Origin of the sequence: Microbacterium oleivorans NBRC 103075 (genome assembly GCF_001552475.1) — a bacterium.
Lineage (GTDB): Bacteria > Actinomycetota > Actinomycetes > Actinomycetales > Microbacteriaceae > Microbacterium > Microbacterium oleivorans.
Map to the genome: position 1 here is coordinate 297,599 of NZ_BCRG01000001.1, position 25,493 is coordinate 323,091.

Sequence of the window (25,493 nt, forward strand, 5' to 3'; positions counted from 1 at the left end):
CCCGCAGAACGGCCTCCCCGCGGGCGGCTGTCAAGGGCCCCGTGACCGGTCACGCCCCCTCGGTAGTGTGGCCTTCCACCTATCTCGGGAGTTCGTATGCAGGTTTGGCCCGGTTCCGCTTACCCCTTGGGAGCGACCTTCGACGGCAATGGGACGAACTTCGCCCTGTTCAGCGAGTGCGCTGAGAAAGTCGAACTCTGCCTGTTCGACGAGAACGGCGCGGAGACGCGCGTCGAACTCATCGACGTCGACGCGTTCGTCTGGCACGCCTACCTGCCGTCGGTGCAGCCGGGACAGCGCTACGGCTACCGCGTGCACGGGCCCTACGACCCCGAGAACGGTCAGCGGTTCAACCCGAACAAGCTGCTCCTCGACCCGTACGCGAAGGCCGTGGACGGTCAGGTCGAATGGGACCAGTCGGTCTTCAGCTACACGTTCGGCGACCCCGACTCGACCAACGACGACGACTCGGCCGCGGCCATGATGAAGGGCGTCGTCGTCAACCCGTACTTCGACTGGCAGGGTGACCGCCAGCCGAAGACGCCGTACGCCGAGAGCGTGATCTACGAAGCCCACGTGAAGGGCCTCACGATGACGCACCCCGACATCCCCGAGGACATCCGTGGCACCTACAGTGCCATCGCGCACCCGGTGATCATCGAACACCTCAAGAAGATCGGCGTCACGGCGCTCGAGCTCATGCCGGTGCACCAGTTCGTGAACGACTCGACGCTCCAGGAGAAGGACCTCTCCAACTACTGGGGCTACAACACGATCGCTTTCTTCGCGCCGCAGAACACCTACTCGGCTGCGGGTGGCGTCGGCCAGCAGGTGCAGGAATTCAAGGCGATGGTGCGCGCGCTCCACGCCGCGGGCATCGAGGTCATCCTCGACGTCGTGTACAACCACACCGCCGAGGGCAACCACATGGGTCCGACGCTGTCGATGCGCGGCATCGACAACCTCGCCTACTACCGCCTCGAAGACGATGACAAGCGCTACTACACCGACTACACCGGCACGGGAAACAGCCTCAACGTCGGCAACCCGCACACGCTGCAGCTCATCATGGACTCCCTGCGCTACTGGGTGCTCGAGATGCACGTCGACGGCTTCCGCTTCGACCTCGCCTCGACCCTGGCCCGCGAGTTCTACGACGTCGACCGCCTGTCGGCGTTCTTCGAGCTCGTGCAGCAGGACCCCATCGTCAGTCAGGTCAAGCTGATCGCTGAACCGTGGGACATCGGCCCCGGCGGCTATCAGGTCGGCAACTTCCCGCCGCAGTGGACGGAGTGGAACGGCAAGTACCGCGACACGGTCCGCGACTTCTGGCGCGGCGAGCCGTCGACGCTCGGTGAGTTCGCGCTCCGCCTCACGGGCTCCGCGGACCTCTACGAGCAGGACGGCCGGTGGCCGGTGGCATCCATCAACTTCGTCACCGCCCACGACGGGTTCACCCTCCGCGACCTCGTCTCGTACAACGAGAAGCACAACGAGGCCAACGGCGAGGACAACAACGACGGCGAATCGCACAACCGCTCGTACAACCACGGCGTCGAGGGTCCGACGGACGACTCCGACATCCTCCGGGTGCGCGCGCGTCAGCAGCGGAACTTCCTTGCGACGATGCTCCTCAGCCAAGGCGTGCCCATGATCTCGCACGGCGACGAGCTCGGCCGTACGCAGGACGGCAACAACAACGGCTACGCGCAGGACAACGAACTCACCTGGATCGACTGGACTGCGATCGACCAGCCGCTCATCGAGTTCACCTCGGTGCTCGCGCGCCTGCGCCGCGACCACCCGACGTTCCGTCGTCGGCGCTTCTTCGACGGGCGACCTGTGCGCCGCGAGGAGGGGGCGCCGCTCCCCGACATCGCGTGGATCCGTCCGGACGGTTCGGCGATGCAGCCCGAGGATTGGGATTCTGGTTTCGGCCGCGCCGTGGGCGTCTTCCTCAACGGCGACGGCATCCGCGAGCGCGACCGCCGTGGCGAGGAGATCCACGACCGCCACTTCTTCGTGTTCTTCAACGCGAGCGACGAGGCGATCGACTTCACCATTCCCACGGCGACCGCCAGCCCGCGCTGGGAGGTCATCGTCGACACCGCCGGCGGCGTCGACGAGATTCCGATCGTCGACCCCGGCGGCACCGTCTCGGTCGGTGGCCGGGCGCTCGTCGTCCTGCGCGACCACGAGCAGGAGACGATCGAAGTCGATTCATCGGTGGCCGCGTCCCTCTCCGCGATGACCGGGGCGATCGACGTCCCCGCGCAGGCGCAGCAGAGCGAGCTTCCGCACTCATGACCGACGTTCCGAAGGCTCCGCTGTCCACCTACCGGCTGCAGATCCGGGCCGGATTCGATCTGGATGCCGCAGCCGACCTGACCGACTACCTGCGCGACCTCGGCGTGGATTGGGCCTACCTGTCGCCGATCCTGGCGGCGACGAGCGGGTCCGACCACGGCTATGACGTGATCGACCCGACCGTCGTCGACCCGGAGCGCGGCGGACCCGAGGGGCTGACACGATTCGCGTCGGCGGCACGGGCGGCGGGCCTCGGCATCCTCATCGACATCGTCCCGAACCACCAGGGCGTCTCCGATCCGCGGGCGAATCCGTGGTGGTGGGACGTCCTCTGTCAGGGGCAGGCGTCGCCGCACGCGGCGGCGTTCGACGTGAACTGGGCGCTCGGCGGGCGGCTGCGGCTGCCTGTGCTCGGGTCGGAGCTCGACGCGGCGCTCGAGGCGGGCGAGATCACGATCGATGCCGAGGCGGGCGTCGTCCGGTACTTCGACCACGAGTTCCCGCTGGCGGACGGCACCGGCGAGGGTGACGTCCGCGACGTCCTCGCGGCGCAGCACTACGAGCTGCTGTTCTGGCGCCGGGGCGACGCGGAGCTCAACTACCGGCGCTTCTTCGCCGTGACGACGCTCGCGGGCGTCCGGGTCGAGGACCCCGACGTCTTCGATGCGAGCCACGTCGAGATCGCCCGCTGGATCCGCGAGGGTCTCGCCGACGGCCTGCGCGTCGACCACCCGGACGGCCTCGCTGATCCGGGCGGGTACCTCGACCTGCTGGCGGATGCCACGAACGGCGCGTACGTGCTCGTCGAGAAGATCCTCGAGCACGGCGAAGAGCTGCCCTCGTGGTGGGCGACCGAGGGGACGACCGGGTACGACGCGATGGCCGTCCTCGACCGCGTGCTCATCGATCCGGCCGGCGAGCGGGGCCTGACCGCGCTCGACTCCGAGCTGCGCGGCGGCGGGGAAGCCGACTACGCCGACATGATGCACGAGGCGAAGCTGTCGTGGGCGACCGACGGTCTCCACGCCGAGGTGCTGCGCCTCGCCGCTCTCGTCCCCGACGCGGAGCGCGGCGGAGCCTCCGACGAGCAGTGGCTCGACGCGCTCGCCGAGCTCCTTACGGTGTTCCCGGTCTACCGCGCGTACCTTCCGGCCGGAGCCGAGCACCTCGACGACGCGGTTGCGCTGGCTTCCGCCCGGCGCCCCGAGCTCGTCGACGCTTTCACGGCGATCGCGGCCCGCCTGGTCGCCGGACCGGAGAGCGAGTTCACGCGACGATTCATGCAGTCGACGGGACCCGTCATGGCGAAGGGCGTCGAGGACACGACGTTCTACCGCTACACCCGGCTCGGCACGCTCACCGAGGTGGGCGGCGACCCGACGGAGTGGGCGGTCGACGTCGACGGGTTCCATGCGGCATCCGCTCATCGCCAGGCCTCATGGCCGGCGGCGATGACGTCGCTGTCGACCCACGACACGAAGCGCAGCGAGGACGTCCGCACCCGCCTGTCGGTGCTCGCCGAGATCCCCGACCGCTGGGCCGAGGTGCTCGGCGAGCTCCGCGGAGTGGCTTCCACCGGTGACGGGCCGTTCGACAACCTGCTCTGGCAGGCGATCGTCGGCGCGTGGCCCGCGAGCCGTGAGCGGCTGCACGCCTACGCCGAGAAGGCGTCGCGCGAGGCCGGGAACAGCACGACCTGGTCCGACCCCGACGAGGCGTTCGAAGAGAAGATGCACGCTCTCGTGGACGCGGCGTTCGGTGACGCGCGGACCATCGTCGAGGAGTTCGTCGACGAGATCACCCCGCTCGGCCGCTCCAACTCGCTGTCGCTCAAGCTGCTGCAGCTGGCGGGCCCGGGAGTTCCCGACGTCTACCAGGGCACCGAGCTCTGGGACCACTCGCTCGTCGACCCCGACAACCGCCGCGAGATCGACTTCGCCGAGCGTCGCCGCTTGCTCGGACGGCTCGACGAGGGGTGGAAGCCGCCCGTCGACGCGTCGGGCGCGGCAAAGCTGCTCGTGGTGTCGCGGACGCTGCGGCTGAAGCGCGACCATCCCGAGCTGTTCACGCGGTACACGCCGATGACCGTCGTCGGGGAGGCCGTGGATCACGCGGTCGCCTTCGACCGCGGTGGCGTCGTCGCTGTCGCGACGCGCCTGCCCGCAGGGCTCGCCGCCCGCGGTGGCTGGGGCGACACCGAGGTGCTGAGCCACCACGGCGCCGCGGTCGACGTGTTGACGGGGCGCCGCTTCGAGGGCGGGCGCCTCCGTCTGGCCGACCTGCTGGACACCTACCCCGTCGCGCTGCTCGCGCCGGCGGACGTCATCGAGGGGAACGCATCGTGATCGAGGTCTGGGCTCCGCGTGTCGAGCGGGTGCGGCTGCGTCGCCCGGGTCACGACGACCTCGCGCTGACCGCGGCCGGCGACGACTGGTGGCGTGCCGACGTCGCACTCCAGGACGGCGATGAGTACGGCTTCGTCCTGGGCGACGGCGATGACGTGCGTCCCGACCCGCGCTCGCGGCGTCAGCCCCGGGGCGTGCACGACGTGTCGGCGTGGTTCGACGCGGCATCCTTCGACTGGTCCGACGAGTCCTGGACCGGCCGCCAGCTCGCGGGCGGACTCATCTACGAGCTGCACCTCGGGACGTTCACCCCCGAGGGCACGCTGGATGCCGCCATCGACCGGTTCGATCACCTGATCGACATCGGCGTGACGCACATCGAGCTGCTGCCCGTGAACGCCTTCAACGGGACTCACAACTGGGGCTACGACGGCGTCCTCTGGTACGCCGTGCAGGAGACCTACGGGGGTCCTGCGGCCTACCAGCGGTTCGTGGATGCCGCGCACGCGGCAGGTCTCGCCGTCATCCAGGACGTCGTCTACAACCACCTCGGGCCCAGCGGCAACTACCTGCCGGAGTACGGCCCGTACCTGCGCGACGGCTCCCGCAACACATGGGGCGACAGCCTCAACCTCGATGAGGAGGCCGTCCGGTCCTTCATCGTGGAGAACGCGCTCATGTGGATGCGCGACTTCCACGTCGACGGGCTCCGTCTCGACGCCGTGCACGCGCTGCACGAGTCCGGCTCGCACCCGGTGCACATCCTGCAAGAGATCGCGGAGCGGACCGATGCGCTCAGCTCGCACGTCGGTCGGCCGTTGACGCTCATCGCCGAGAGCGACCTGAACGACCCCATCATGTTCCTGCCGCGCGAAGCCGGCGGGTACGGTCTCGCAGCGCAGTGGTCGGACGACTGGCATCACGCCGTCCACGTGGCGCTGACCGAAGAAGCCGTCGGCTACTACGAGGACTTCGCCGACCCGGAGGCCCTGCCGAAGGTCTGGACGAAGGGTTTCTATCACGACGGGACGCACTCGTCCTTCCGCGAGCGTGACCACGGCAAGCCGGTGCCCGACGAGTCGGCATCCTGGCGCCTCGTCACATACGCGCAGGACCACGATCAGGTCGGCAACCGCGCGGCGGGAGATCGCCTGACGGCGACGCTGTCGACCGACCGGCTGGCCGTCGCGGCGGTCCTGACGCTGACCGCACCGGGCACCCCCATGCTGTTCATGGGAGAGGAGTGGGGCGCGTCGACCCCGTGGCAGTTCTTCACCTCGCACCCCGAGCCCGAGCTCGCCGAGGCGACCGCGAAGGGACGCATCGCGGAGTTCGTGAAGATGGGCTGGGACGAGAGCATCGTGCCGCATCCCAACGATCCCGAGACGTTCCAGCGGTCGAAGCTCGACTGGTCCGAAGTCTCCCAGGGCGATCACGCCCGCCTGCTCGACCTGTACCGGCAGCTCGCGCGACTGCGCCGTGAGCGTCCCGAGCTGACGCATCCGGGCCCCGGTGGTCGGGATGCCGAGGTGGTGCCCTCGTCGTCCGGTCGCCGGTACGTGCTGCGCCGCGGTGCCGCACGGGTCGTCGTGAACCTGACCTCGGAGCCGTGGGAGGTGCCCGCCGGAGACGTCTGGATCGCGTCGGTCGAGCCGACCGTCCGCGGCGACACGCTCGTGGTCGCACCGGAGTCGGCGGTCGTCGTCGGCTGACCCGCTCCTCGTTCCCTGCTCGCCGTTCCCCTGTCGCAACACGCCGCACGGCGCTGCCGATCGCGACAGGGGAACGGCCGCGCGAACCTGTCAAGAGGTCGCTGCCGAGGCGGGGTAGGTCGTACCGTGGCCCGATGACGAGCTCCACCGCATCCCGTTCCTCTGACCTCACCCGCCAGATCGTCGTCATCTCGGCCGTGTCGTTCATGCTCGTCGCCGCCCTGTTCGGGGCGGGTGTGCTCGGCGGGACGCCCGTGCAGGACGTGCAGGACGGCGCACTCTCGGCGACGTCCACGGTGCTCGCTCCCGCAGCCCAGGCATTCTCGATCTGGAGCGTCATCTACCTCTTCATGATCGCGTACACGATCTGGCAGGCGCTCCCGTCGCAGCGCGGCAGCGACCGTCAGCGGAAGGCCGGCTACCCGATCGCCCTGACCGCCGTGCTCAACGGCTTCTGGCTGCTGGCCGCGCAGTACACGACGCTCCTCGTCACCGTCGTGACGATCGTCGCCCTCCTCGTCGCGCTGGGCTGGACCATCCGCATCCTCGTGCTGAACCCGCCGCGATCTTTCGCGGAGACCTTCTTCACCGACGTCACCGTCGGCTTGCACTTGGGCTGGGTCACGCTCGCCACCGTCGCCAACGTGACCGCGTGGCTCACCGCGGAGGTCGCGCCGAAGTCGTGGGGTGACGCAGCCACCGCGTGGGGCATCGCCGTCATCGTCGTGGTGGTCCTGATCGCCGCCTCGAGCGCGATCGGCACCCGGGGCCGCCTCGCACCCGCCCTCGCCTCGGCGTGGGGGCTGTTGTGGATCGGCATCGGCCGGTTCGCGACCGAGCCCCAGTCCACCCCGATCGCGATCGTGGCGTGGATCGCGGCCGCGATCGTCGTCATCGTGCCGCTCGTCCTCTGGGCCCGCGGTCGCCGCGGCGAACTCGCGTTCGCCCCCAGCTGAGCGCGGCGGCGGTCAGAACGAGGCGGCGAAGCGTCGCAACAGCCGCTGCGGCTCGTCGAGATCCGCGGCCATCACGCGCGCCGCAACGAGGTCGTACTCGTCGGCGTCGAAGTAGCCGTGGTTGCGGTAGATCGTCATGCGCTCGGTGAACGCGACCCCGGTGGGCTCCGGGTGGAACTGCGTCGCATACAGGCGCTCGCCCAGCCGGTAGGCCTGCACGGGGCAGTCGTCGTTCGTCGCGAGGAGGACCGCGCCCTCGGGTAACCGCGCGATCGCCTCCTTGTGAGCCGTCAACGCGGTGAACTCCGCGTCGAGCGCGCCGAACAGCGGGTCGTGACGGCCGTCTTCGGTGAGACGGATGCCGGTGGGCCCGGTGTCCTCCGGGTGATCGCGCGTGACCTCGCCACCGAGGGCCCGGGAGGCGACACCGATACCGAAGCACGTGAACAGCGCCGTCGTACGACCGGCGGCGGCGGCTTCGGCGACCGCGCCGAGACCTGCTTCGATGCGGAACTGCTCCGGGGGCTTCGCGTCTTCGGGGTCGGTCGTGTTGAAGGGGCTCCCGCCGACGACGAAACCTCGCCAGCGCGTGAACGCGTCAACGGGGAGGTCGTCCTCGACGAGGTTCCACCGCTCGAGGCCGCTCTCGCCGGTGCCCATGGCCTGGTGGAACGACGCATACTCGCCGTCCGCGGCATCCACCTGCGGGCGAACGCACAGATAGACGAGCGGAGCCATTCCTCGAGTCTAAATGCCCGATCGGAGGCCGAACGCCGCGTGTCAGCGCGACGAGTTCGAGGTGCGCCCCCGCACGATGCCCACGAAGGTGTCGACGTGCTCGCTGGCGCCCTCGACCGGCCAGGCCAGTGCAACGACGGATGCCGGGGCCCCCGTGAGCGGGCGGAACGTCACGTCCTTGCGATGGTGCAGTCGCGCGAGTGACATCGGCACGATGACGATCCCGACGCCGGTCGCGACCGTCTCGACGGCGTCGCCCGTCGTCCCGGGCGCCGTGAACCGCGGTGGCTCGGTGCCCGGGGCGTCGAAGGAGAGCACGTCGTCACGCGGCACGATGCGGACCTCGCCGGCGAGGTCGTCGAGAGCGAGGTCATCCGCAGCGGTCAGGTGCGAGTCCACGGAGCAGACGACGACCGGCGTCTCCTCGTACAGCGGGATCACGTGGAGGCCGTCGCGGTCGATCGGCAGACGAACGATCGCTGCGTCGACGTTACCGCGCGCGACGGCGTCGCGCTGACCCGCCACGGTGAGTGGGACGAGTTCGAGGGCGATCCGCGGCATCCGCGTCTTCCAGGTGTCGATCCATTTGCCCGGGGTCGCGCCGGGGATGGCTCCCAGGCGGAACGGCCCATATGACGGGGGAGGCGTGGCGGGGTCGTTCCGGAGGTTCTGCGCGGGCTTCGCCTTCGGCTTTGCTGCGACGGCGCGAGACCGGGCCGGAGCGGGACGACTGCCCTTGCGCTGGGGTCCGCCGCGTGTCGCCATGCCTGTCAGCGTAGCCGCGCCGCGCGGCTCAGCAGGTGCCCCATCGGCCGGCGTGTGCTGCGCGGGCAGCGGCCTCGACGCCGGCGAACTGCTCGGCGTAGCGAATGTTGGGCGGGATGCGGAGCGTCTCTGCGTGCCCCTCGGCGACGAGCGACTCGTTGATGAAGTCACCGTCGTCAGTCCACAGGTAGCGGAGCGCACGGTCGTAGCGATCCGTCGGCTCGCGGTCGGCCGTGGCCCAGATGCGATCACCCTCGGGGGCGAGGTTGCGGAGGCGATCTTTGGCGGCATCCGCTCCGCACTCGGGTGAGGGCCTGAGCTCAGGGGTGTCGATGCCGATCAGACGGATCCGGAGTCGGTCCCCGCCGTCACGCGCAATGAGGGTGTCACCGTCGACGACCCGTTCCACCGTGTACGCGACTGCCCCGGTGGGGATGTCATCCGTTGGCGTCCCTCGGAGAGTGGATGCCGCGGCCCACAGGCCTGCGAGCAGGAGCGCCCCCACGAAGCCTGCGATCACCGAACGGGAGGTTCGGCGCGGAGTCGTCACCCGTGGATGCTAACGGCGGGCACGGACGTCGGCCCGACCGCGTGGGCGACCGAGCCTGGGTCCCCGGGATCAGGCAGCGAGGCGAAGTCCGCGGCGGTCGGTGGCGACGCGCTCCCCGTCAGGGATGCTCTCGTCGTCGCCGATCAGGGATTCGCTCGCGACGCGCGCGCCGGCGCCGACGAAGCACCGCACGCCGATCTTCGCGCCGGCGCCGATCGACGCTCCCGCTCCGATGTGCGCGTGCGGGGCGATCTCGACGTTCGGGCCGATGATCGCGTCCGGTTCGATCCAGACGCCGCGGCCGATGCGCGCACCCGCTGCGATCTGTGCCCGGGGTTCGACGTAGCTGCCTGCGTCAACGATCGCGCTGGGGTGCACCTTGGCACCGTTCGCGATCAAGCCACGTCCGTTGGCGTGCTTGCGGTAACGCAGCGTCTCGCCTCGGTCGTTCTCGATGTCGATGTAGTTCTTGCCCACGGGAATCCTCCTTGGCGGATACAACGTCCCACAAGGCATTTCATTCCCATCCGGCACCCGAAATCATGGGGTTGACCGCGGCTGGGTAACCTGATTCGGTGACAGCCCACGCAGACCCGGTCGACCCCGCCGCCCCCGAGACGGGGCCTTCGCTCGTCTTCGAGGAGAAGGCCGCCCCCCATTCGTGGCTGGATGATGTCGTCGGACTCGCGACGGGGACTTTCACGGTCTCCCTCGGACTCTTCCTCCTGCACCTGAGTACAGCGGTGACGGGCGGCACGGCGGGACTTTCGCTGCTGCTGAATTACGCCCTCGACTGGCCGTTCTGGGCGCTGTTCGCCGTCGTCAACCTGCCGTTCGGTGCGCTCGCGGTGTGGAAGCGCGGGTGGAACTTCGCCCTCCGCACCCTCGTCTGCATCGCCGGGGTGTCGGGCTTCTCCGTCCTCATCGAGCACCTGTTCCTCGTCGAGAGCATCGACCCGATCTTCGGCACCGTTGCCGGAAACCTGCTCGCCGGGATCGGCCTTCTCATCGTGTTCCGGCACGGGGCGAGCCTTGGCGGGATCAATGTCGTGGCCCTCGTCATCCAGGATGCGACCGGCATCCGCGTGGGGTGGACCATGATGGTCTTCGATGTCCTCGTCATTCTCCTCGCCCTCCTCGTCGTCCCGTGGCCGTTCGTCGTGCTCAGCGCGGCCGGTGCTGTCGTGCTGAACCTGGTGCTCGCCCTCAACCACCGGCCCGGCCGGTACATCGGCCACTGATGGTCGACATCGGGGGGGTGCGCCTGTCGGGTCGCATGATCTGCGCGACGAAGGCCGAAGCGGATGCCGTGCGGCAACACCTCGACGCGCACATCGAACGGACCCGCGCCGAACCGGGCTGTCTGCTGTTCGAGATCACGCCGCTCGGCGGCGGTCACGCGTGGTCGGTCGAAGAGCTCTGGACCGATGCGCCGACGTTCCGGGAGCACCAGCGTCGGGCTGCCGACAGCGAATGGGGCCGGGCGACGGCGGGTATCGAACGTCGCTACCGCGTCGAGGGATTGACGCCGGAGGACTGACCTCTCTGTCAGGTCGGGTCAGGTCAGGGCTGGCAGACGGGGCACCAGAACACGATCCGTTCGCTGGTCGCGCGAGCACCGAGCTCCGACCCCTGAATGAGGGTGCCGCAGCGGCGACACGGCTTCCCGCCGCGGCCGTAGACCCACGTCTGCTTGCCCGGACGGCTGTCACCGGTGAACGTCCGCCCCTGCCGGTCGCGGTTCGCACGGATCATCCGGGTGCCGGTCTCGATGATGCCGGGCACATCGACGTCGCGCGCGAGCGCGGTGGGACGGATGCCGCGGACGAACAGCAGCTCGTTCGCGTACTCGTTGCCGAACCCGGCGACGTTCCGCTGGTCGAGGAGCGCGACGTGGATGGCGCGTTCGTCCGCCGCGACGTTGGCGATCGCCGTCGCCGGGTCCCAGTCGTCGGCGAGCGGATCGGGACCGAGGTGGCCGACGACGCGGTCCTCGTCGGCGGTCGGCAGGACTTCGACCATCGCGAGTTCGAAGCCGACGGCATCCGCGGGTCGGGTGCCGACGATCGCGCGGGCCTGGAACGCCGGTGCCCGCCACTTCTGGCCGGGCAGGTAGACGTGCCAGCGGCCCTCCATCTTGAGGTGGGAGTGCAGGGTCTGCGAGCCGATGCGCATGAGAAGGTGCTTGCCGCGGGGGACGACCTCGTGGACGGTCTCGCCGCGGAGGTCGACGGTGGCGCTCCGCGGGACGCGCACCTCGAAGCGGGTGACCTCGTGGCCCGCGAGCGCCTCGTGCAGCTTCCGCGCGGCTCGGAAGACGGTGTCGCCCTCAGGCATAAGTCGACTTCGGCTCAGGCATCAGTCGCCTTCGGCTCAGGCATGGAAAACCTCAGGCATGCTGCGGGGTCCGTGCGCCGCGACGGAGGGTGAGGCCCTTGGGCGATTCGACGAAGCCGGCGTCGCGGAGCGCACGGCCGGCCGCCGTCGTGTAGACGAACGCGCCGCTCACCTGCTCGATCGTGAGGGTGTCGAGCCCGCGCGTGCGGGAGGTCTCGACGAGGCTCCGCGCGGCGGCACCGAGCACCTCCTCGTCATCGGTGAAGGCGAGGGCGGTGCGCCCGCCGCGCTCGAGGTACAGCACGAGCGTGCCGTCGACGAGCACGACGAGTCCGCCCGCCTTGCGGCCGGGGCGGTGGTTCACGCCCTCGATCGAGGGCCAGTTCAGCGCCGCGCCGTACGGGTTGGCGGGGTCGGTGGCGGCGAGCGTGCGCGCCGTCAGCGGGGCGGGTTCCGAGACCGAGGCGAACTCGCGGAGCCGGTCGACGGTCGCCGAGGTGGCGAACTGCGCGGCGCCGAGCTTCTCGACGAAGTAGCCGCGCCGGCAGTGCCCGGCATCCTCGAATCCGGCGAGGATCCGGTAGACCTGCGCGAACCCACCCGGCACGCCCTCGGACTGCACGGATCCGCGCGTCACGACGCCGTAGCGCTCGAGCAGGAGGCCCGCCGTCGCGGTCGCCCGGAGGGTCGCATCGTCATCCGGCGTCGGCAGCAGCGACCAGCGTCCGCCGACCATCGCTGGCCGCTGCGGGGCGGGCCGAGTCGGCGCGGCGATCGGCGTACCGCGGAACATGCGAGAGCGCGGGGTGCGCCGGGTCACGCGGTGCGCCTGCGACCCGCCGCCGAGGAGCCCGCGGACGGGCGCGAAGGTGTCATTCGTCACGCGTCCCGACCACGTCAGGTTCCAGAGCGCCTCGATGACGGACTGCTCGTTGGGGGAGGCGACCATCCCGGCGAGCTGCCCGGCGAAGTACGCGCCACCCGCGCCGAGCGCATCGAGGATCGACTGTTCGAACGGCGTGGGCTCGTCTTCGGGCGTCTGCAGGGTGAGGGTCGCGGCATCCGCGGGGTGCAGGGCGATCCAGCCGTCGCGGCCCGGGAGCGACCCCTGTCCCGACCAGAGGACCTCGCCCGTCGCGGTCAGTTCGTCGAGGAGCGCGGGGGAGTAGTCCCGCACGCGGGAGGGCAGGATGAGCGACTCCCAGGCGCTGGCGGGAAGCGGTACCCCGGCGAGCTGCTCGACGACGGCGAGGACCCCGTCGACACCCTCGAGGGGACGGGTGAGATGCTGCCAGACCGGCAGGAAGCGCCCCAGGGCCTCGGGTTCGACGGGCTCGACGCTGCCGCGGATCGCGGCGAGCGACCGCATCCGGATGCGTCGCAGCACCTCGCTGTCGCACCACTCGAGGTCGTCGGAGTGCGTGGAGTCCGCGGGCAGGAAGAACCCGCTCGCGAGCCGTCCCTGCGCTTCGAGTCGCTGCAGCGTCTGGCGCGCGACAGCGCCGCCGACGCCGAGGCGGGACGCCACATCGGAGGTCCGGAACGGGCCGTGCGTCCGTGCGTAGCGGGCGACGAGGTCGGCGAGCGGATCGACGACCGGTTCGAGGAAGGCGGTCGGGATGCCGACGGGCAGGGCCGCGCCGAGGGCATCGCGCAACCGGCCCGCGTCCTCGATGCCCGCGACGCGGGCGACACCGCCGAACGTGACCCGGATGGCGCGGCGGGCGTCGATGAGCTCGTCGAGGAGGGCAGCGGCATCCGTTTCGGTCGCAGCCGGCGCCGGGGCATCGGTGTCGGACGACGCCCCTTCGAGCCGTTCGGCGACCTCGACGGCCGACAGGGGGCCGAGCAGGCGCAGCAGGTCGGCCACGCCCTCGACACCGCGGACCCGGCGGGTGGGATCGAGTCGCTGCAGCTCCCGCTCGTACTGCTCGATGACGCCGGGATCGAGCAGCTCGCGCATCTCGATCTTGCCAAGCAATTCGCTGAGGAGGGCGGGGTCGACCGACAGCGCTGCCGCACGCCGCTCGGCGAGCGGAGAGTCGCCCTCGTACATGAACGCGCCGACATATCCGAAGAGCAGGTCGCGCGCGTAGGGCGACGGGGAGCTCGTCGTCGTCTCGACGAGACGGATGCGGCGGTCCGCGATGCTCCGTGCGATGCGCAGGAGCGCGGGCAGGTCGTAGACGTCCTGCAGGACCTCGCGAAGCGTCTCGAGGATGATCGGGAAGGTCGGGTGCTCCTTGGCGACCTCGAGCAGCTGCGCCGAGCGCTGCCGCTGCTGCCAGAGTGGCGACCGCTTGTTGGGGTTGAGCCGGGGAAGAAGCAGCGCCCGGGCCGCGCACTCGCGGAAACGGGAGGCGAACAGCGCCGACCCGCCGACCTCCGAGGTGACGAGCTGCTCGAGCTCGTCGGCGTCGAACACGAAGAGCTCCGCGCCGGGCGGCTCCGCGTCGGTGTCGGGAACGCGGGCGATGATCCCGTCGTCGCTCGCGACAGCGGCTCCCTCGACGCCGAGGCGCTCCCGGATCCGGGCGTTGACGGCCAGCGCCCACGGCGCGTGCACATGCATGCCGTACGGGGAATGCAGGATGACGCGCCAGTCGCCGACCTCGTCGCGAGAGCGCTCGACGGTCAGGGTCTTGTCGGTCGGCAGACTGCCCGTGGCGTCGCGCTGCTCGCCGATGTAGGCGAGCAGGTTGCCGATCGCGTTGTCGTCGAGCCCCGATTCGCGCAGGCGTGCAGTCGCCTTCTCGGGCTTCGCCGTCGACAGCTCGCGCGAGAACCTGCCGAGTGCCTCGCCGAGCTCTGCGGGTCGGCCGAGCCCATCGCCGTGCCAGAACGGCAGCTTGCCCGGCTGGCCATAGGCGGGGAGGACGTTGACGCGGTCGTGGGTGATCTCGACGATCCGCCAGCTCGTCGTCCCGAGGGTGAAGACGTCGCCGACGCGGGACTCGTAGACCATCTCCTCGTCGAGCTCCCCGACGCGGGCATTGCGCGCCTCGCCGGAGATGAACACGCCGAACAGCCCTCGGTCGGGGATGGTTCCGCCGCTCGTGACCGCGATGCGTTGTGCCCCGGGTCGGCCCGTGATGGTCCCGGCATCCCGGTCCCACACGACGCGGGGTCGCAACTCGGCGAACGCGTCGGACGGGTAGCGGCCGGCGAGGAGGTCGAGCGTCGCCTCGTACGCCGAGCGGGGGAGGGAGCGGAACGGAGCGGAGCGTTTGACCGTCTCGAACCAGCCCTCGACGTCGAGCACGGCCACCGCGGAGGCGGCGATCGTGTGCTGAGCGAGGATGTCGAGAGGGTTCTGCGGCACCGAGATCGCCTCGATCTGACCCGCCAGCATCCGCTCGGTCACGACGGCGGTGTGCAGTACGTCGCCCCGATGCTTGGGGAACAGCGCGGCGCGGCTGACCTCACCCACCTGGTGGCCGGCGCGACCGACGCGCTGCAGACCGGATGCCGCCGAGGGCGGCGCTTCGACCTGGATGACGAGGTCGACGGCGCCCATGTCGATGCCGAGCTCGAGGCTGCTCGTCGCGACGACGCAGCGGAGGACACCCGACTTCAGCTCGTCCTCGACCTGCGCACGCTGCTCCTTCGACACCGAGCCGTGGTGCGCCTTCGCGAGGATCGCGGCGACGCCCGCAGAGGATCCTGCCTGCGCCATCATGGCCGCGGGTACGGTCTGGTCGGGCACGTCGATCCCCACCCGCTCGGCATAGATCTCGTTGAGCCGTCCGGTCAGCCGCTCGGCGAGGCGGCGCGAGTTCGAGAACACGATCGTGGAGCGGTGCGCGAGAATGCGGTCGACGATCGCCTCTTCGACGTGCGGCCAGACCGAACCCGTCATCTCGGATGACTGCGGCGGGGTGTACCAGTTGCCGCCGTCGCCGTCATCGTCGTCGGGATCGACGGCGACCGGCTCCTCCGCGTCTGCGCCCGGGGGCGGGGGAGGGTTGGTGAGGTCATCGATCGGAACGACGACCGAAAGGTCGAAGGCTTTCGTGGCCTTCGGCGCGACGATGTCGACGGGCGCGGCTCCGCCGAGGAACCGCGCGACCTCGTCGATCGGCCGCACCGTCGCCGACAGACCGATGCGCTGTGCCGGGGTGTCGAGCAGGGCGTCGAGGCGTTCGAGGCTGACGGCGAGGTGCGCACCGCGTTTGGTCGCGGCGACCGCGTGGACCTCGTCGACGATGACAGTGTGGATGCCGCGCAGCGTCTCGGCTGCCTGCGAGGTCAGCATCAGGTAGAGCGACTCGGGTGTTGTAATGAGGATGTCGGGAGGGTCGGCGAGAAGACGCCGCCGGTCACCGGAGGGAGTGTCTCCGGAGCGGACCCCGACCGTCACGTCGGGTGCCGGAATCCCGAGCCGGCGGGCGGACTGCCCGATGCCGACCAGCGGCGAGCGGAGGTTGCGCTCCACGTCGACGCCGAGCGCCTTCAGCGGCGAGATGTAGAGGACGCGCGTGCGGGGGGAGGAGGCATCCGGTCGCTTCTTCTTGCCGCGCGCGGGCTGCTCGCCCTCGGCGGCGGGCTTCTCGGCGACGCGGTCGCGGAAGATCCGGTCGAGCGCCCACAGGAAGGCCGACAGTGTCTTTCCCGACCCCGTCGGAGCCACGACGAGGGCGTGCTTTCCGGCGGAGATCGCCTGCCATGCACCGGCCTGCGCAGACGTAGGGGCGTGGAAGGCGCCACGGAACCAATCCTGCGTCGCAGGACTGAACCGCTGGAGGACGTCCGCCATCCTCCTATCATCGCGCGGACCACCGACATCGGGCCGGGGCTTGCGCCCCGGCCCGAACGTCAGGCCTCCGTCATCCGGCCCTCGCTGAGCTCCAGCGTCAGGTCGGGCCCGACGCGTCGAAGGAACGCGTCGTCGTGACTGACGACGAGCACCGCGCCGCGATAGGCCGAGAGGGCCTCGACGAGCTGGTCGACCGTGTCGAGGTCGAGGTTGTTCGTCGGCTCGTCGAGCACCAGGAGGTGCGGCGGCGGGTCGGCCAGCAGCAGCCGGGCGAGCGCGACGCGGAACCGTTCGCCGCCCGACAGCGCCGCCACGGGCCGCAGCACCGTGTCACCGCGAATGAGGAATCGCGCCAGCCGGTTCCGGAGGTCCACGTCTCCGACGCCAGGAGCCCCGGCGCGGATGTTCTCCAGCACCGACGCCGCCTCATCGAGCCCATCGATCCGCTGCGACAGGTAGCCGACCCGGTCGGTGTGCGCCTCTGCCCGTGCCGTTCTCCGGATGGATGCCGTGTCCAGGCCGGATCCGGGCGGCTCACCCGCCTCCTGACCGGAGATCGGGCCGACGGCCGGCGCAGCCGAGGCGACGAGCCGCTCGAGGAGCGTCGTCTTGCCGGCGCCGTTGCGGCCGATCAGGGCCACGCGCTCCGGCCCCTGGATGATCCAGGCGCGCTCGCCGTCGCCGATCGTTGCGATGCGACGGCCCGTCCCGACGTCCGGATCGGGCAGGTCGATGCGCACCGTGTCGTCATCGCGCACGCGCCGTCCGGCGGTGTCGACGGCGGAGCGGGCGGCATCCACCTTCTCGTTCGCCTCGACGCGCAGCCGGCCCGCCGTCACCTGCGCGGCCCGCTTCTTCGCGCCGAGCACGATGCGGGGTGCCGACCGCTCGAACGCGGCCTTGCGGCCCTGTGCGTTGCGGGTCCCGATGGCGGACTCGACGTGCGCCCGGTCGCGCCGCTCGCGCTTGAGAAGCTGCCGAGCGGCAGTCTCAGCCTGCGCCGCCGCGGCCTGTTCGGTGTCTAGCCATGCCTTCCATTCGGAGTACGGGCCGCCGAAGACCGACAGCTCGTTGTCGTAGATCTCCGCCGTGTCGTCCAGCTCCTCGAGCAACGCGACGTCGTGGCTCACGACGATCAGCGTGCCGCGCCAGGTGCGTACGAGCTCGTGCACGCGGGCGCGCGCATCGCGGTCGAGGTTGTTCGTCGGCTCGTCGAGCAGGGCGATGTCGGCGCCACGCAGCTGCACGCCGATGAGGGCGGCGAGCACCGCCTCGCCGCCCGACAGCTCGCCGACGCGGCGATCGAGCGCGCCGTCGGGCAAGCCGACAGTGGCGAGCGCAGCCGTCGCCCGTGCCTCGACGTCCCAGTCGTCGCCGACGGTGTCGAAGTGGCGTTCGTCGACGTCGCCTCGCTCGATCGCCCGTACGGCGTCGAGGGTGGCCCCGATGCCGAGGACGTCGGCGACGCTCCGGGACGTGTCGAGCGTCAGCTGCTGGGGCAGCAGGTCGACGCGCCCCGCGGTCGAGATCGAGCCCGAGGTCGGTGCGAGGGTGCCGGCGATGAGCTTCAACAGCGTGGACTTGCCGGAGCCGTTGCGTCCGACGAGGCCGGTGCGGCCGCCACCGAAAGCCCCGGAGAGCTCGTTCAGCGCGACGGTGCCGTCGGGCCAGGCGAGGGTGACGCGGTCGAGGACGACCGCTGAGGTGAGTGTGGTGGGCATATGCGCCTCCCTGTGATGAGGGGTGCGCGGACAGGTGTGTCCACGATCCGGCCTGCAGCGCTGGGTGCGGCCGGGCAGCACGGACGTGCTGCGATCGGAGGACGACGGTCCGCGCTGGTCGGTGAATCGATCACCGCGCGGACCGCCGGATTCATCCTCAAGGAGGGTCGACGGGTCAGCGCGGGATCACAGCGCGATCGCGTCGATAGCCTTCAACGGCTCTTCCTCACACTCGGGACAAGGACCGGGCCATGTTAGCGACGATCCGGAGCGGATGCCAGGGGTCGGCCGCCGTCCTCAGCCCTTCGGCGTGGCCAGCTGCTTCTCGAGGAACACCCGGACGTCGTTCAGCTCCTCCGCTGACACGCTGTGCGCGAGGTTCGGGTAGACCCGTCCGCTGAGGTCGACGTGCCCGGGCAGCCACTCGGCGGTGTGGTCGACGAAGCGGGCCGAGATGACCTCGTCGCGCGCACCGCGGCCCCAGAACACCGGCGGTCGGACCTCCGCCAGCTCCGCATCGCCGGCTGCGGGTTCGGGGAAGGCGTAGCCGGCGAGGTTCACGGCGAAGGCCGCGTCGCGCGGCCGCATCCGCATCATCTGCAGCGCGATCACCCCGCCCTGCGAGAACCCGAGAAGACCGACGGATGCCGCGTCCCCCCGCACCTTGTCGATCCACTCCCAGACGGCGTGGGCTGAGGCGGTCACCTCGGCGGGGTCGCGACTCTCGACGCCGTCGATCGTGAACCACGAGTAGCCCGGCATCGGGAAGCGGGGTGCGAGTGGTGCGCGGACCGCGACCGCCACGTACTCGGCGGGAAGGTGCGGAACGAGGCCGAACAGGTCCTCCTCGTTCGATCCGTACCCGTGCAGGAGCACGAGCAGCGGTCGGTCGCCGCGCTCGTCCACGGGCGCGGACCAGAGCACGACGTCGGGATCGAGCGGGGAAGCGGCCACCATGCGTCCATCCTGCACCAGGCCCGGCGACATCACCCGGACGCGCCATCGGCTCGGGTATACATGAGGCATGGCCGTCCGCACTCCCGACCCCGACCCGAACGAGCGTGACGACGAGGAAGGATCCTCGCGTGATCCGCTCCGAGGCCTCGGCTCGTCGATGGGGCGCCCCGGCTCCGCGGGCAACCCCGCCTGGCTGAGCGATGTCGAGCTGGCCGAGGCGCGACGGCGGTTGCCGATGCTCTACGTCGAGGCCGTGCCCGTCCGCCTGGACGGCATGGGAGCGGTGACCGAGGTCGGCATCCTGCTGCGTGCGACGCCCATGGGCGAGATCTCGCGAACGATCGTGTCGGGCCGTGTCCGCTATGGCGAGACCGTCCGCGACGCGCTGTTCCGCCACCTCGAGAACGACCTCGGCCCGATGGCGTTCCCGATGCTGCCGCCGCAGCCGGCGCCGTTCACGGTGGCCGAGTACTTCCCGATTCCCGGCGTGAGCGCTTACCACGACGACCGGCAGCACGCCGTGTCGCTCGCGTTCGTCGTTCCCGTCACCGGCACGTGCGAGCCGCGTCAGGACGCGCTCGAGGTCACCTGGATGTCGCCCGAAGAGGCGTCGTCCGACGCGCTCGCCGCCGAGATGGAGGGCGGCCGATCGTCGCTCGTGCGGCAGGCCCTCGCCTCGGTCGGCGCGCTGCGGTAGCCGTCAGGCGTGGGCGGTCGTCAGGCGGGAGAGGGCCGCGACGAACGCGTCGACGTCGGACTCGCTCGTGTCGAACGAGCACATCCAGCGCACCTCGTTCTTCGAGGCATCCCAGTCGTAGAAGCGGAACGATTCGCGAAGCTCATCGGCGACGCCGTCGGGCAGGGTCGCGAAGACCCCGTTCGCCTGCGTCGGCTGGCTGAAGCGCACACCAGAGATCGAGCCGTCGGCGAGGCCCGCCTCGACGGCCGCCCGCAGACGCGCCGCCATCGCGTTGGAGTGACGTGCGTTCCGCAGGTACAGGTCGCCCTCGTAGAGCGCGATCAGCTGTGCCGAGACGAAGCGCATCTTCGATGAAAGCTGCATGTTGAGCTTGCGCAGATACGGCAGGCCCTGGGATGCCGCGGGGTCGAGCACGACGATGGCCTCGGCTGCGAGAGCGCCGTTCTTCGTGCCACCGGCGCTGACGAGGTCGACACCGGCATCCTTCGTGAAGGCGCGGATCGGCAGATCAAGGGCGGCGGCGGCGTTCGACAGGCGTGCGCCGTCGAGGTGCAGGCGCATTCCGCGCGCGTGCGCGTGGTCGGCCAGCGCCCGGATCTCGTCGGGCGTGTAGAGCGTGCCGAGCTCGGTGGACTGCGTGATCGACACGACCAGCGGCTGCGCGCGGTGCTCGTCGCCCCAGCCCCATGCCTCCCTGTCGACGAGCTCGGGAGTGAGCTTGCCGTCGTCGGTCGGCACGTTCAGGATCTTGATGCCCGCGACCTTCTCGGGGGCGCCGCCCTCGTCGACGTTGATGTGGGCGGTGGATGCCGCGACCACAGCGCCCCAGCGGGGGAGCATCGACTGCAGGCCGGTGACGTTCGCGCCGGTGCCGTTGAACACCGGGAAGGCCTGCGCCTCTTCGCCGAAGTGGCGCGCGAAGACCTGCTGCAGCCGCTCCGTGTAGACGTCTTCGCCGTAGGCGATCTGGTGGCCGTCGTTGGCGGCGGCGATGGCCGCGAGCACCTCGGGGTGGACCCCGGAGTAGTTGTCGCTGGCGAAGGAACGGACCGTGGGGTCGTGGAGCGTCGTCACCCCTCCAGCCTAGGTTGCGCGGCGGGGTCTTCCCCCGTGTCGGAGCCCGGCGATACCCTCACCGCATGACCGAAGCGCCGCCGTCGCCGCGCACCGTCCCTCCCGGCGGGATGCGCGTGTTCCTGCACGTCCTTGTGAACACGGCCGTCGCGAACGTCACGACGAGCTTCTTGTGGTTCGCCCTCACCTTCTGGGTGTACCTCGAGACGAAGTCGGTGCTCGCCACGGGGCTCATCGGCGGCGCCTACATGCTGCTGCTCGCGATCTTCGGCATGGTGTTCGGCACGCTCGTCGACCGGTTCCGGAAGCACTCCGTCATGGTCTTCTCGGGTGTCTTCACCCTCATCGCGTTCCTCGCGGCGGGGGCGATCTACGTGTCCCAGCCGGAGTCCGCGATCCTCGACCTCGGCCGGCCGTGGTTCTGGCTGTTCTCGGGCATCATCCTCGCTGGCGCGGTCGTCGAGAATCTGCGCAACATCGCGCTGTCGACGACGGTGACCCTTCTCGTACCGACCGAGCGTCACGCGAACGCCAACGGCCTCGTCGGGACGGTGCAGGGCATCGCCTTCATCGTGACGAGCGCCCTCTCCGGCCTCGCGATCGGTCTTGTCGGCATGGGGTGGACGCTCGCGGTGGCGATCGCCTTCACGGCCGTGCCGCTCGTGCATCTGCTCTTCGTGCGGATCGCCGAGGACGCCCCGGCGCCCGACCCCGGTTCGAAGATCCTCGACGTCCGCGGAGCGGCCGCCGCGATCCGCGCCGTCCCGGGGCTCTTCGCCCTCATCCTCTTCTCGACCTTCAACAACCTCATCGGCGGCCTCTACATGGCGCTGATGGATCCTTACGGGCTCGAACTCTTCGACGTGAAGGTGTGGGGCATCGTCCTCGCGGTGACCGCCACGGGCTTCCTCATCGGCGGCGGGATCGTCGCGGCGAAGGGGCTCGGACGAAACCCCATCCGCACGCTTTTGCTCGCCGTCGCCGTCATGGGGCTGCTGGGCGCGGTCTTCACGCTCCGCGAGTGGTGGTGGCTGTACGGCTTGGGGATCTGGGCCTACATGACCCTCGTCCCCGTGATCGAGTCCGCTGAGCAGACGGTCATCCAGAAGGTCGTCCCGTTCGAGAGGCAGGGGCGTGTGTTCGGTGCGGCAACCGCGCTCGAAGTGTCGACCGGACCCATCACGTCGTTCGCGATCGCCCCGATCGCGGAGTTCTGGATCATCCCTTACTTCCGCACCGAGGAGGGGGAGCGGGCGTGGTCCTGGCTCCTCGGCGAGGGCGAGATGCGCGGGATCGCGCTGATCTTCCTCGTCGGAGGCCTCCTCATGGTGGCGGCGGCGCTCGCCGCCTTCCTCACCCGCTCGTACCGGACGCTGTCGGCACAGTACGAGACGGCGCCCGAGACGAGCGAAGCGGATGCCGGCCCCCCGGCCACCGGCATCCCGTCCTCGTCGCGCGAAGCAGCCGGCGGCGTCGCCGGCGAGTGATCCCGCCAGGTACGGCTTCGGCGCCCGAGTCCCCCAGGTCCCAGGCGCCGAAGTGGTGTGCCGTACGCCTCAGGCGTCGGTGGCGCGGATGCCGGCCACGCCGGCGATGACGGGTCGCATCTTCTTCTCGAGGGCCTCGAAGAACATCGACAGCGGGAACTCGTCGTCCAGCACCGCGTCGGTGTATCCCTTCGGAGCGCCGGCGAGGGTCTCGTCCGGCAGGCCGCGGGCCCACTGCGACGCCGGGTGCGGCGTCACGGTCTGGCGGACGAGGTCGTAGGCCGCGAGCCAGTGCGCGACCTTCGGCCGGTCGATCGACTCCCAGTAGAGGCGGTCGATCGCGTCGCTCAGGGCGATGACGGCGACGGCGACGCGGTCCCACTCGAACGCCAGCGAGGTGTCGGTCCAGTGGAGGACGCCGCGCTGGTGGAGCCACGCGAACAGCAGCTGCCCGCCGAGGCCGTCGTAGTTGCGGACGCGGGTCCCCGTGATCGCGAAACGGAAGATGCGATCGAACAGCACCGCGTACTGCACGAGACCGGCGTGCTCGAGCATCTCGTCCTCGGCATCCGTCAGCGATGCCTTCGCGGACAGATCCCGCTCGATCGCGACGCACTCGCGGAAAGCCGTGAGGTCGCAGCGCAGCTCTTCGAGCGAATACAGGAAGTACGGCATCCGCTGCTTGATCATGAACGGGTCGAAGGGCAGGTCGCCGCGCATGTGCGTGCGGTCGTGGATGAGGTCCCACATGACGAACGTCTTCTCGGCGAGGCGCTGGTCGTCGAGCAGACGTGCCGCTGCCTCGGGCAGATCGAGACGCGTGATCTGGGCGGCAGCGCGGACGACGCGGCGGTAGCGCGCGGCCTCGCGGTCCTGGAAGATCGCACCCCATGTGAAGGACGGCACCTCGCGCATGGCGACCGTTTCGGGAAAGAGCACGGCCGAGTTCGTGTCGTAGCCCGGGGTGAAGTCGAGCAGGCGGAACGAGACGAACAAGCGGTTCGTGTAGGTCTGCTCCAGCTCGGCGATGAACTCCGGCCAGATCGTCTCGACGATCACGGCCTCGACCTTGCGGTCGCGCGTGCCGTTCTGTGTGTACATCGGGAACACGACGAGGTGGCGGAGGCCGTCGATGCGGTTCTGCTGCGGTTGGAAGGCCAGGAGCGAATCGAGGAAGTCGGGCACCCCGAGGCCCTCCGACGCCCACCGCTCGAAGTCCGCGATGCTCGCGTCGAGGTAGGCCTCGTCGTGCGGGAAGGCGGGGGAGAGGGCTCGGATGCCAGCGGTGATGGCTTCGACGTGCGACCGGGCGACCTCGTGGTCGGCCGGGTCGGGCACCGAGCCGTCGGCGACCTGGACGGCCTGGAGGGCCGTTGCGGCATCCCGCAGCATCGTCCAAGCGGTGGAGGTCTCCGCCTGGCGAGCGTCCTCGAGAACCTCGGGCATTCCGATGATCGTCGACGTGGTGACGGTGCTCATGGGTGACCTCCTATCGGTTCTTCACGGTTTCCTCGCGATGTCACGAGAATATTTCCTGTGATATCAGCCTAAGGCCGTAAGGATCGCGTGTGCAAGATGGCTGCGGTACCGTCGGAGCGTGCCCGCAGACGAGACCGACCCCACCGATTCCGCGATCATCGCCGCGCTGTCGGCCAACGCGCGCGCCACGCTGGCCGAGCTCTCGGGGGTCGCGGGCCTGTCCGTTTCGGCTACCCAGGCGCGCGTGCGTCGCCTCGAGGCGCGCGGACTGATCTCCGGGTACCGCGCCGTCATCGACCCGGAGGTCGCCGGCAAGCCGCTCGCGGCGTTCGTCGAGATCACCCCTCTCGACCCCGCCCAGCCCGACAACGCGCCCGAGCTCATCGCCCACCTCGACGAGATCGAGGCGTGCCACTCCATCGCCGGCGACGCCGCGTACATGCTGTTCGTCCGCGTCGCGACGCCGCGCGACCTCGAGCGTCTGATCCGCGACATCCGCTCCGCAGCGTCGGTCAACACCCGCACGACGGTCGTGCTGCAGACGTTCTTCGAGCACCGTCCGCTCTCGCCCGCCTGACGCCCGCCGGCTGTCAAGGGGAGGCGGGTTCGCGCGTGCGTTCCTAGCGTGGAGGCATGAGCGACACCCCCATCGGCCGTGAAGTCCTCGTCGTCGCCAACAGCCGATCCGGCGTCTCGGTCGGTCGCCCCGATCGCGTCCCCGACGTGCGTCGACGGATGCCGGGCGCCACCGTGCACGAGCTCGCCGAGAACGAGACTCTCGATGAGGTCGTCGCGTCCGCGACGTCGGGGGAGAATCCGCCCGAGGTTCTCGCCATCTTGGGCGGAGACGGCTCGGTGTCCCGTGCGGCGCACCTGGCGCGACGTCACGACCTGACCCTCCTCGTCCTTCCCAACGGGACGTTCAACCACTTCGCGCGGTCGGCGGGCATTCCCGACGTGGATGCCGGTCTCGACGCGTATGCGGCGGGGCGCGTCCGACCGGTCGCGGTCGCCGAGGCGACCGTCGACGACGGCGACCCCATCACGGTCCTGAACGCGGTCTCACTCGGTGCGTACCCCGAGTTCCTCGCGGAGCGCGAGCGGCGCACGAGCCTCGGCAAATGGTGGGGCGGAGCCGTCGCGGCGTGGCGCGAGATGCACGACGCCACGGCGGTCGACATTGCCCGCGGCGGAAAGCGCGCGTCCGTCTGGTCGGTATTCGCGGGTGTCGGAGGGAACGACCCCGGGCGTATCGCGACGATGCAGCGCGCGACGCTCGACGACGCGGTCATCGACGTCCGTGTGCACCACGCGCGCGGCACTCGGGCGCGCGCGATCGTCTCGCTCGCGTTCGGGGAGAGGACCGTCCGGGTTCTTCGCGCTCTGCGGCTGATGCCCCCGGCATCCGACATCGAGCGCATCCTCGACGAGGACTTCGAGATCGTCGTGCAGCCCGGCAGTTCCCCCGACATCTGGGTCCACGACGGGGAGCTCGAAGAAGTGGGCAGGGACGGCTTCCGTCTGCGGGTGCGCGCCGTTCCCGAAGGCCTCCGGGTCTACCTTCCCGCGCCCTGAGGGGATACATCCTCCGACGGATGCGGCTGCCGAC

Annotated in this window: 20 protein-coding genes; 10 read left to right on the forward strand and 10 right to left on the reverse strand. The window is 70.2% G+C overall.

Annotated elements, in window-relative coordinates; genetic code table 11:
* Positions 1-96: 96 nt before the first annotated feature.
* The 4 genes from glgX (at position 97) to MO1_RS01360 (ending at position 7,320) form a co-directional block, all read left to right on the forward strand.
* Positions 97-2,307: a glycogen debranching protein GlgX gene (glgX, locus tag MO1_RS01345; protein WP_060915003.1), complete on the forward strand. Its 2,211-nt coding sequence runs from the start codon at positions 97-99 to the stop codon at positions 2,305-2,307.
* The gene (gene treY, locus MO1_RS01350) at positions 2,304-4,652 is read left to right on the forward strand and encodes a malto-oligosyltrehalose synthase (RefSeq protein ID WP_060915004.1); all 2,349 of its coding nucleotides are present in this window, start codon (positions 2,304-2,306) and stop codon (positions 4,650-4,652) included. Before glgX ends, treY begins: the two co-directional genes overlap by 4 nt.
* Positions 4,649-6,364 carry a malto-oligosyltrehalose trehalohydrolase gene (gene treZ / locus MO1_RS01355; protein WP_060915005.1) on the forward strand — a complete coding sequence of 572 codons (1,716 nt, stop codon included), beginning with the start codon at positions 4,649-4,651 and terminating at the stop codon, positions 6,362-6,364. Before treY ends, treZ begins: the two co-directional genes overlap by 4 nt.
* A gap of 134 nt (positions 6,365-6,498) precedes the next feature.
* Positions 6,499-7,320, forward strand: coding sequence for a TspO-related membrane protein (locus tag MO1_RS01360; RefSeq protein ID WP_060915006.1), 822 nt, complete (start codon positions 6,499-6,501; stop codon positions 7,318-7,320).
* A gap of 12 nt (positions 7,321-7,332) precedes the next feature.
* On the opposite strand, the gene MO1_RS01365 is transcribed toward MO1_RS01360, so the two are convergent.
* The 4 genes from MO1_RS01365 to MO1_RS01380 all read right to left on the reverse strand — a co-directional run bounded on the left by MO1_RS01365 (position 7,333) and on the right by MO1_RS01380 (position 9,850).
* On the reverse strand, positions 7,333-8,058 hold the full coding sequence (locus tag MO1_RS01365) for a glutamine amidotransferase-related protein (RefSeq protein ID WP_036310542.1): 726 nt from the start codon (positions 8,056-8,058) through the stop codon (positions 7,333-7,335).
* 42 nt (positions 8,059-8,100) lie between these two features.
* Positions 8,101-8,823 carry a LysR substrate-binding domain-containing protein gene (locus MO1_RS01370; RefSeq protein ID WP_060915007.1) on the reverse strand — a complete coding sequence of 241 codons (723 nt, stop codon included), beginning with the start codon at positions 8,821-8,823 and terminating at the stop codon, positions 8,101-8,103.
* 28 nt (positions 8,824-8,851) lie between these two features.
* Positions 8,852-9,373, reverse strand: coding sequence for a thermonuclease family protein (locus MO1_RS01375; protein ID WP_036310538.1), 522 nt, complete (start codon positions 9,371-9,373; stop codon positions 8,852-8,854).
* 69 nt (positions 9,374-9,442) lie between these two features.
* Positions 9,443-9,850 carry a transferase gene (locus MO1_RS01380; protein ID WP_036310536.1) on the reverse strand — a complete coding sequence of 136 codons (408 nt, stop codon included), beginning with the start codon at positions 9,848-9,850 and terminating at the stop codon, positions 9,443-9,445.
* 98 nt (positions 9,851-9,948) lie between these two features.
* Between MO1_RS01380 and MO1_RS01385 the strand changes: the two genes are divergently transcribed.
* Both MO1_RS01385 and MO1_RS01390 read left to right on the forward strand, forming a co-directional pair.
* Positions 9,949-10,614: a YitT family protein gene (locus MO1_RS01385; RefSeq protein WP_036310534.1), complete on the forward strand. Its 666-nt coding sequence runs from the start codon at positions 9,949-9,951 to the stop codon at positions 10,612-10,614.
* Positions 10,614-10,913 carry a putative quinol monooxygenase gene (locus tag MO1_RS01390; RefSeq protein ID WP_236081061.1) on the forward strand — a complete coding sequence of 100 codons (300 nt, stop codon included), beginning with the start codon at positions 10,614-10,616 and terminating at the stop codon, positions 10,911-10,913. Before MO1_RS01385 ends, MO1_RS01390 begins: the two co-directional genes overlap by 1 nt.
* Positions 10,914-10,936: 23 nt before the next feature.
* On the opposite strand, the gene MO1_RS01395 is transcribed toward MO1_RS01390, so the two are convergent.
* The 4 genes from MO1_RS01395 to MO1_RS01410 all read right to left on the reverse strand — a co-directional run bounded on the left by MO1_RS01395 (position 10,937) and on the right by MO1_RS01410 (position 19,144).
* Positions 10,937-11,710, reverse strand: a complete 774-nt coding sequence (locus MO1_RS01395; protein WP_060915008.1) for a DNA-formamidopyrimidine glycosylase family protein — start codon at positions 11,708-11,710, stop codon at positions 10,937-10,939.
* Positions 11,711-11,762: 52 nt separating this feature from the next.
* Positions 11,763-16,466 carry an ATP-dependent helicase gene (locus tag MO1_RS01400; protein ID WP_060915009.1) on the reverse strand — a complete coding sequence of 1,568 codons (4,704 nt, stop codon included), beginning with the start codon at positions 16,464-16,466 and terminating at the stop codon, positions 11,763-11,765.
* 59 nt (positions 16,467-16,525) lie between these two features.
* A complete protein-coding gene (locus tag MO1_RS01405) occupies positions 16,526-18,187 on the reverse strand; it encodes an ABC-F family ATP-binding cassette domain-containing protein (protein ID WP_060915010.1) in 1,662 nt (553 codons plus the stop codon).
* A 297-nt stretch (positions 18,188-18,484) separates the two neighbouring features.
* Positions 18,485-19,144, reverse strand: coding sequence for an alpha/beta hydrolase (locus MO1_RS01410; protein ID WP_082724348.1), 660 nt, complete (start codon positions 19,142-19,144; stop codon positions 18,485-18,487).
* A 67-nt stretch (positions 19,145-19,211) separates the two neighbouring features.
* On the opposite strand from MO1_RS01410, the gene MO1_RS01415 reads away from it, so the two are divergent.
* Positions 19,212-19,841, forward strand: coding sequence for an NUDIX hydrolase family protein (locus MO1_RS01415; RefSeq protein ID WP_036310523.1), 630 nt, complete (start codon positions 19,212-19,214; stop codon positions 19,839-19,841).
* A 3-nt stretch (positions 19,842-19,844) separates the two neighbouring features.
* Here the strand turns inward: MO1_RS01415 and MO1_RS01420 are convergent, their stop codons facing one another.
* Positions 19,845-20,918 carry a threonine aldolase family protein gene (locus tag MO1_RS01420; protein ID WP_060915011.1) on the reverse strand — a complete coding sequence of 358 codons (1,074 nt, stop codon included), beginning with the start codon at positions 20,916-20,918 and terminating at the stop codon, positions 19,845-19,847.
* Between the two features lie 65 nt (positions 20,919-20,983).
* Here MO1_RS01420 and MO1_RS01425 point away from each other — a divergent pair, with 65 nt between their 5' ends.
* A complete protein-coding gene (locus tag MO1_RS01425; protein ID WP_060915012.1) occupies positions 20,984-22,405 on the forward strand; it encodes an MFS transporter in 1,422 nt (473 codons plus the stop codon).
* 69 nt (positions 22,406-22,474) lie between these two features.
* On the opposite strand, the gene MO1_RS01430 is transcribed toward MO1_RS01425, so the two are convergent.
* Entirely contained in the window at positions 22,475-23,884 is a 1,410-nt protein-coding gene (locus MO1_RS01430; protein ID WP_060915013.1) for a DUF6421 family protein, read from the reverse strand.
* A 118-nt stretch (positions 23,885-24,002) separates the two neighbouring features.
* Here MO1_RS01430 and MO1_RS01435 point away from each other — a divergent pair, with 118 nt between their 5' ends.
* A complete protein-coding gene (locus MO1_RS01435; RefSeq protein WP_076708388.1) occupies positions 24,003-24,461 on the forward strand; it encodes an Lrp/AsnC family transcriptional regulator in 459 nt (152 codons plus the stop codon).
* Positions 24,462-24,517: 56 nt separating this feature from the next.
* The gene (locus MO1_RS01440; protein ID WP_060915014.1) at positions 24,518-25,459 is read left to right on the forward strand and encodes a diacylglycerol/lipid kinase family protein; all 942 of its coding nucleotides are present in this window, start codon (positions 24,518-24,520) and stop codon (positions 25,457-25,459) included.
* The last annotated feature ends 34 nt before the right edge of the window (positions 25,460-25,493 follow it).

Bases quoted from the DNA above. Each gene is read 5' to 3' on its own strand.
- MO1_RS01390 (WP_236081061.1), top strand. From the start codon at position 10,614: ATGGTCGACATCGGGGGGGTGCGCCTGTCGGGTCGCATGATCTGCGCG.
- MO1_RS01360 (WP_060915006.1), top strand. From the start codon at position 6,499: ATGACGAGCTCCACCGCATCCCGTTCCTCTGACCTCACCCGCCAGATC.
- glgX (WP_060915003.1), top strand. From the start codon at position 97: ATGCAGGTTTGGCCCGGTTCCGCTTACCCCTTGGGAGCGACCTTCGAC.
- treY (WP_060915004.1), top strand. From the start codon at position 2,304: ATGACCGACGTTCCGAAGGCTCCGCTGTCCACCTACCGGCTGCAGATC.
- MO1_RS01370 (WP_060915007.1), bottom strand. From the start codon at position 8,823: ATGGCGACACGCGGCGGACCCCAGCGCAAGGGCAGTCGTCCCGCTCCG.
- MO1_RS01395 (WP_060915008.1), bottom strand. From the start codon at position 11,710: ATGCCTGAGGGCGACACCGTCTTCCGAGCCGCGCGGAAGCTGCACGAG.
- MO1_RS01365 (WP_036310542.1), bottom strand. From the start codon at position 8,058: ATGGCTCCGCTCGTCTATCTGTGCGTTCGCCCGCAGGTGGATGCCGCG.
- MO1_RS01410 (WP_082724348.1), bottom strand. From the start codon at position 19,144: ATGGTGGCCGCTTCCCCGCTCGATCCCGACGTCGTGCTCTGGTCCGCG.
- MO1_RS01415 (WP_036310523.1), top strand. From the start codon at position 19,212: ATGGCCGTCCGCACTCCCGACCCCGACCCGAACGAGCGTGACGACGAG.
- MO1_RS01405 (WP_060915010.1), bottom strand. From the start codon at position 18,187: ATGCCCACCACACTCACCTCAGCGGTCGTCCTCGACCGCGTCACCCTC.
- MO1_RS01425 (WP_060915012.1), top strand. From the start codon at position 20,984: ATGACCGAAGCGCCGCCGTCGCCGCGCACCGTCCCTCCCGGCGGGATG.
- MO1_RS01440 (WP_060915014.1), top strand. From the start codon at position 24,518: ATGAGCGACACCCCCATCGGCCGTGAAGTCCTCGTCGTCGCCAACAGC.
- MO1_RS01430 (WP_060915013.1), bottom strand. From the start codon at position 23,884: ATGAGCACCGTCACCACGTCGACGATCATCGGAATGCCCGAGGTTCTC.
- MO1_RS01400 (WP_060915009.1), bottom strand. From the start codon at position 16,466: ATGGCGGACGTCCTCCAGCGGTTCAGTCCTGCGACGCAGGATTGGTTC.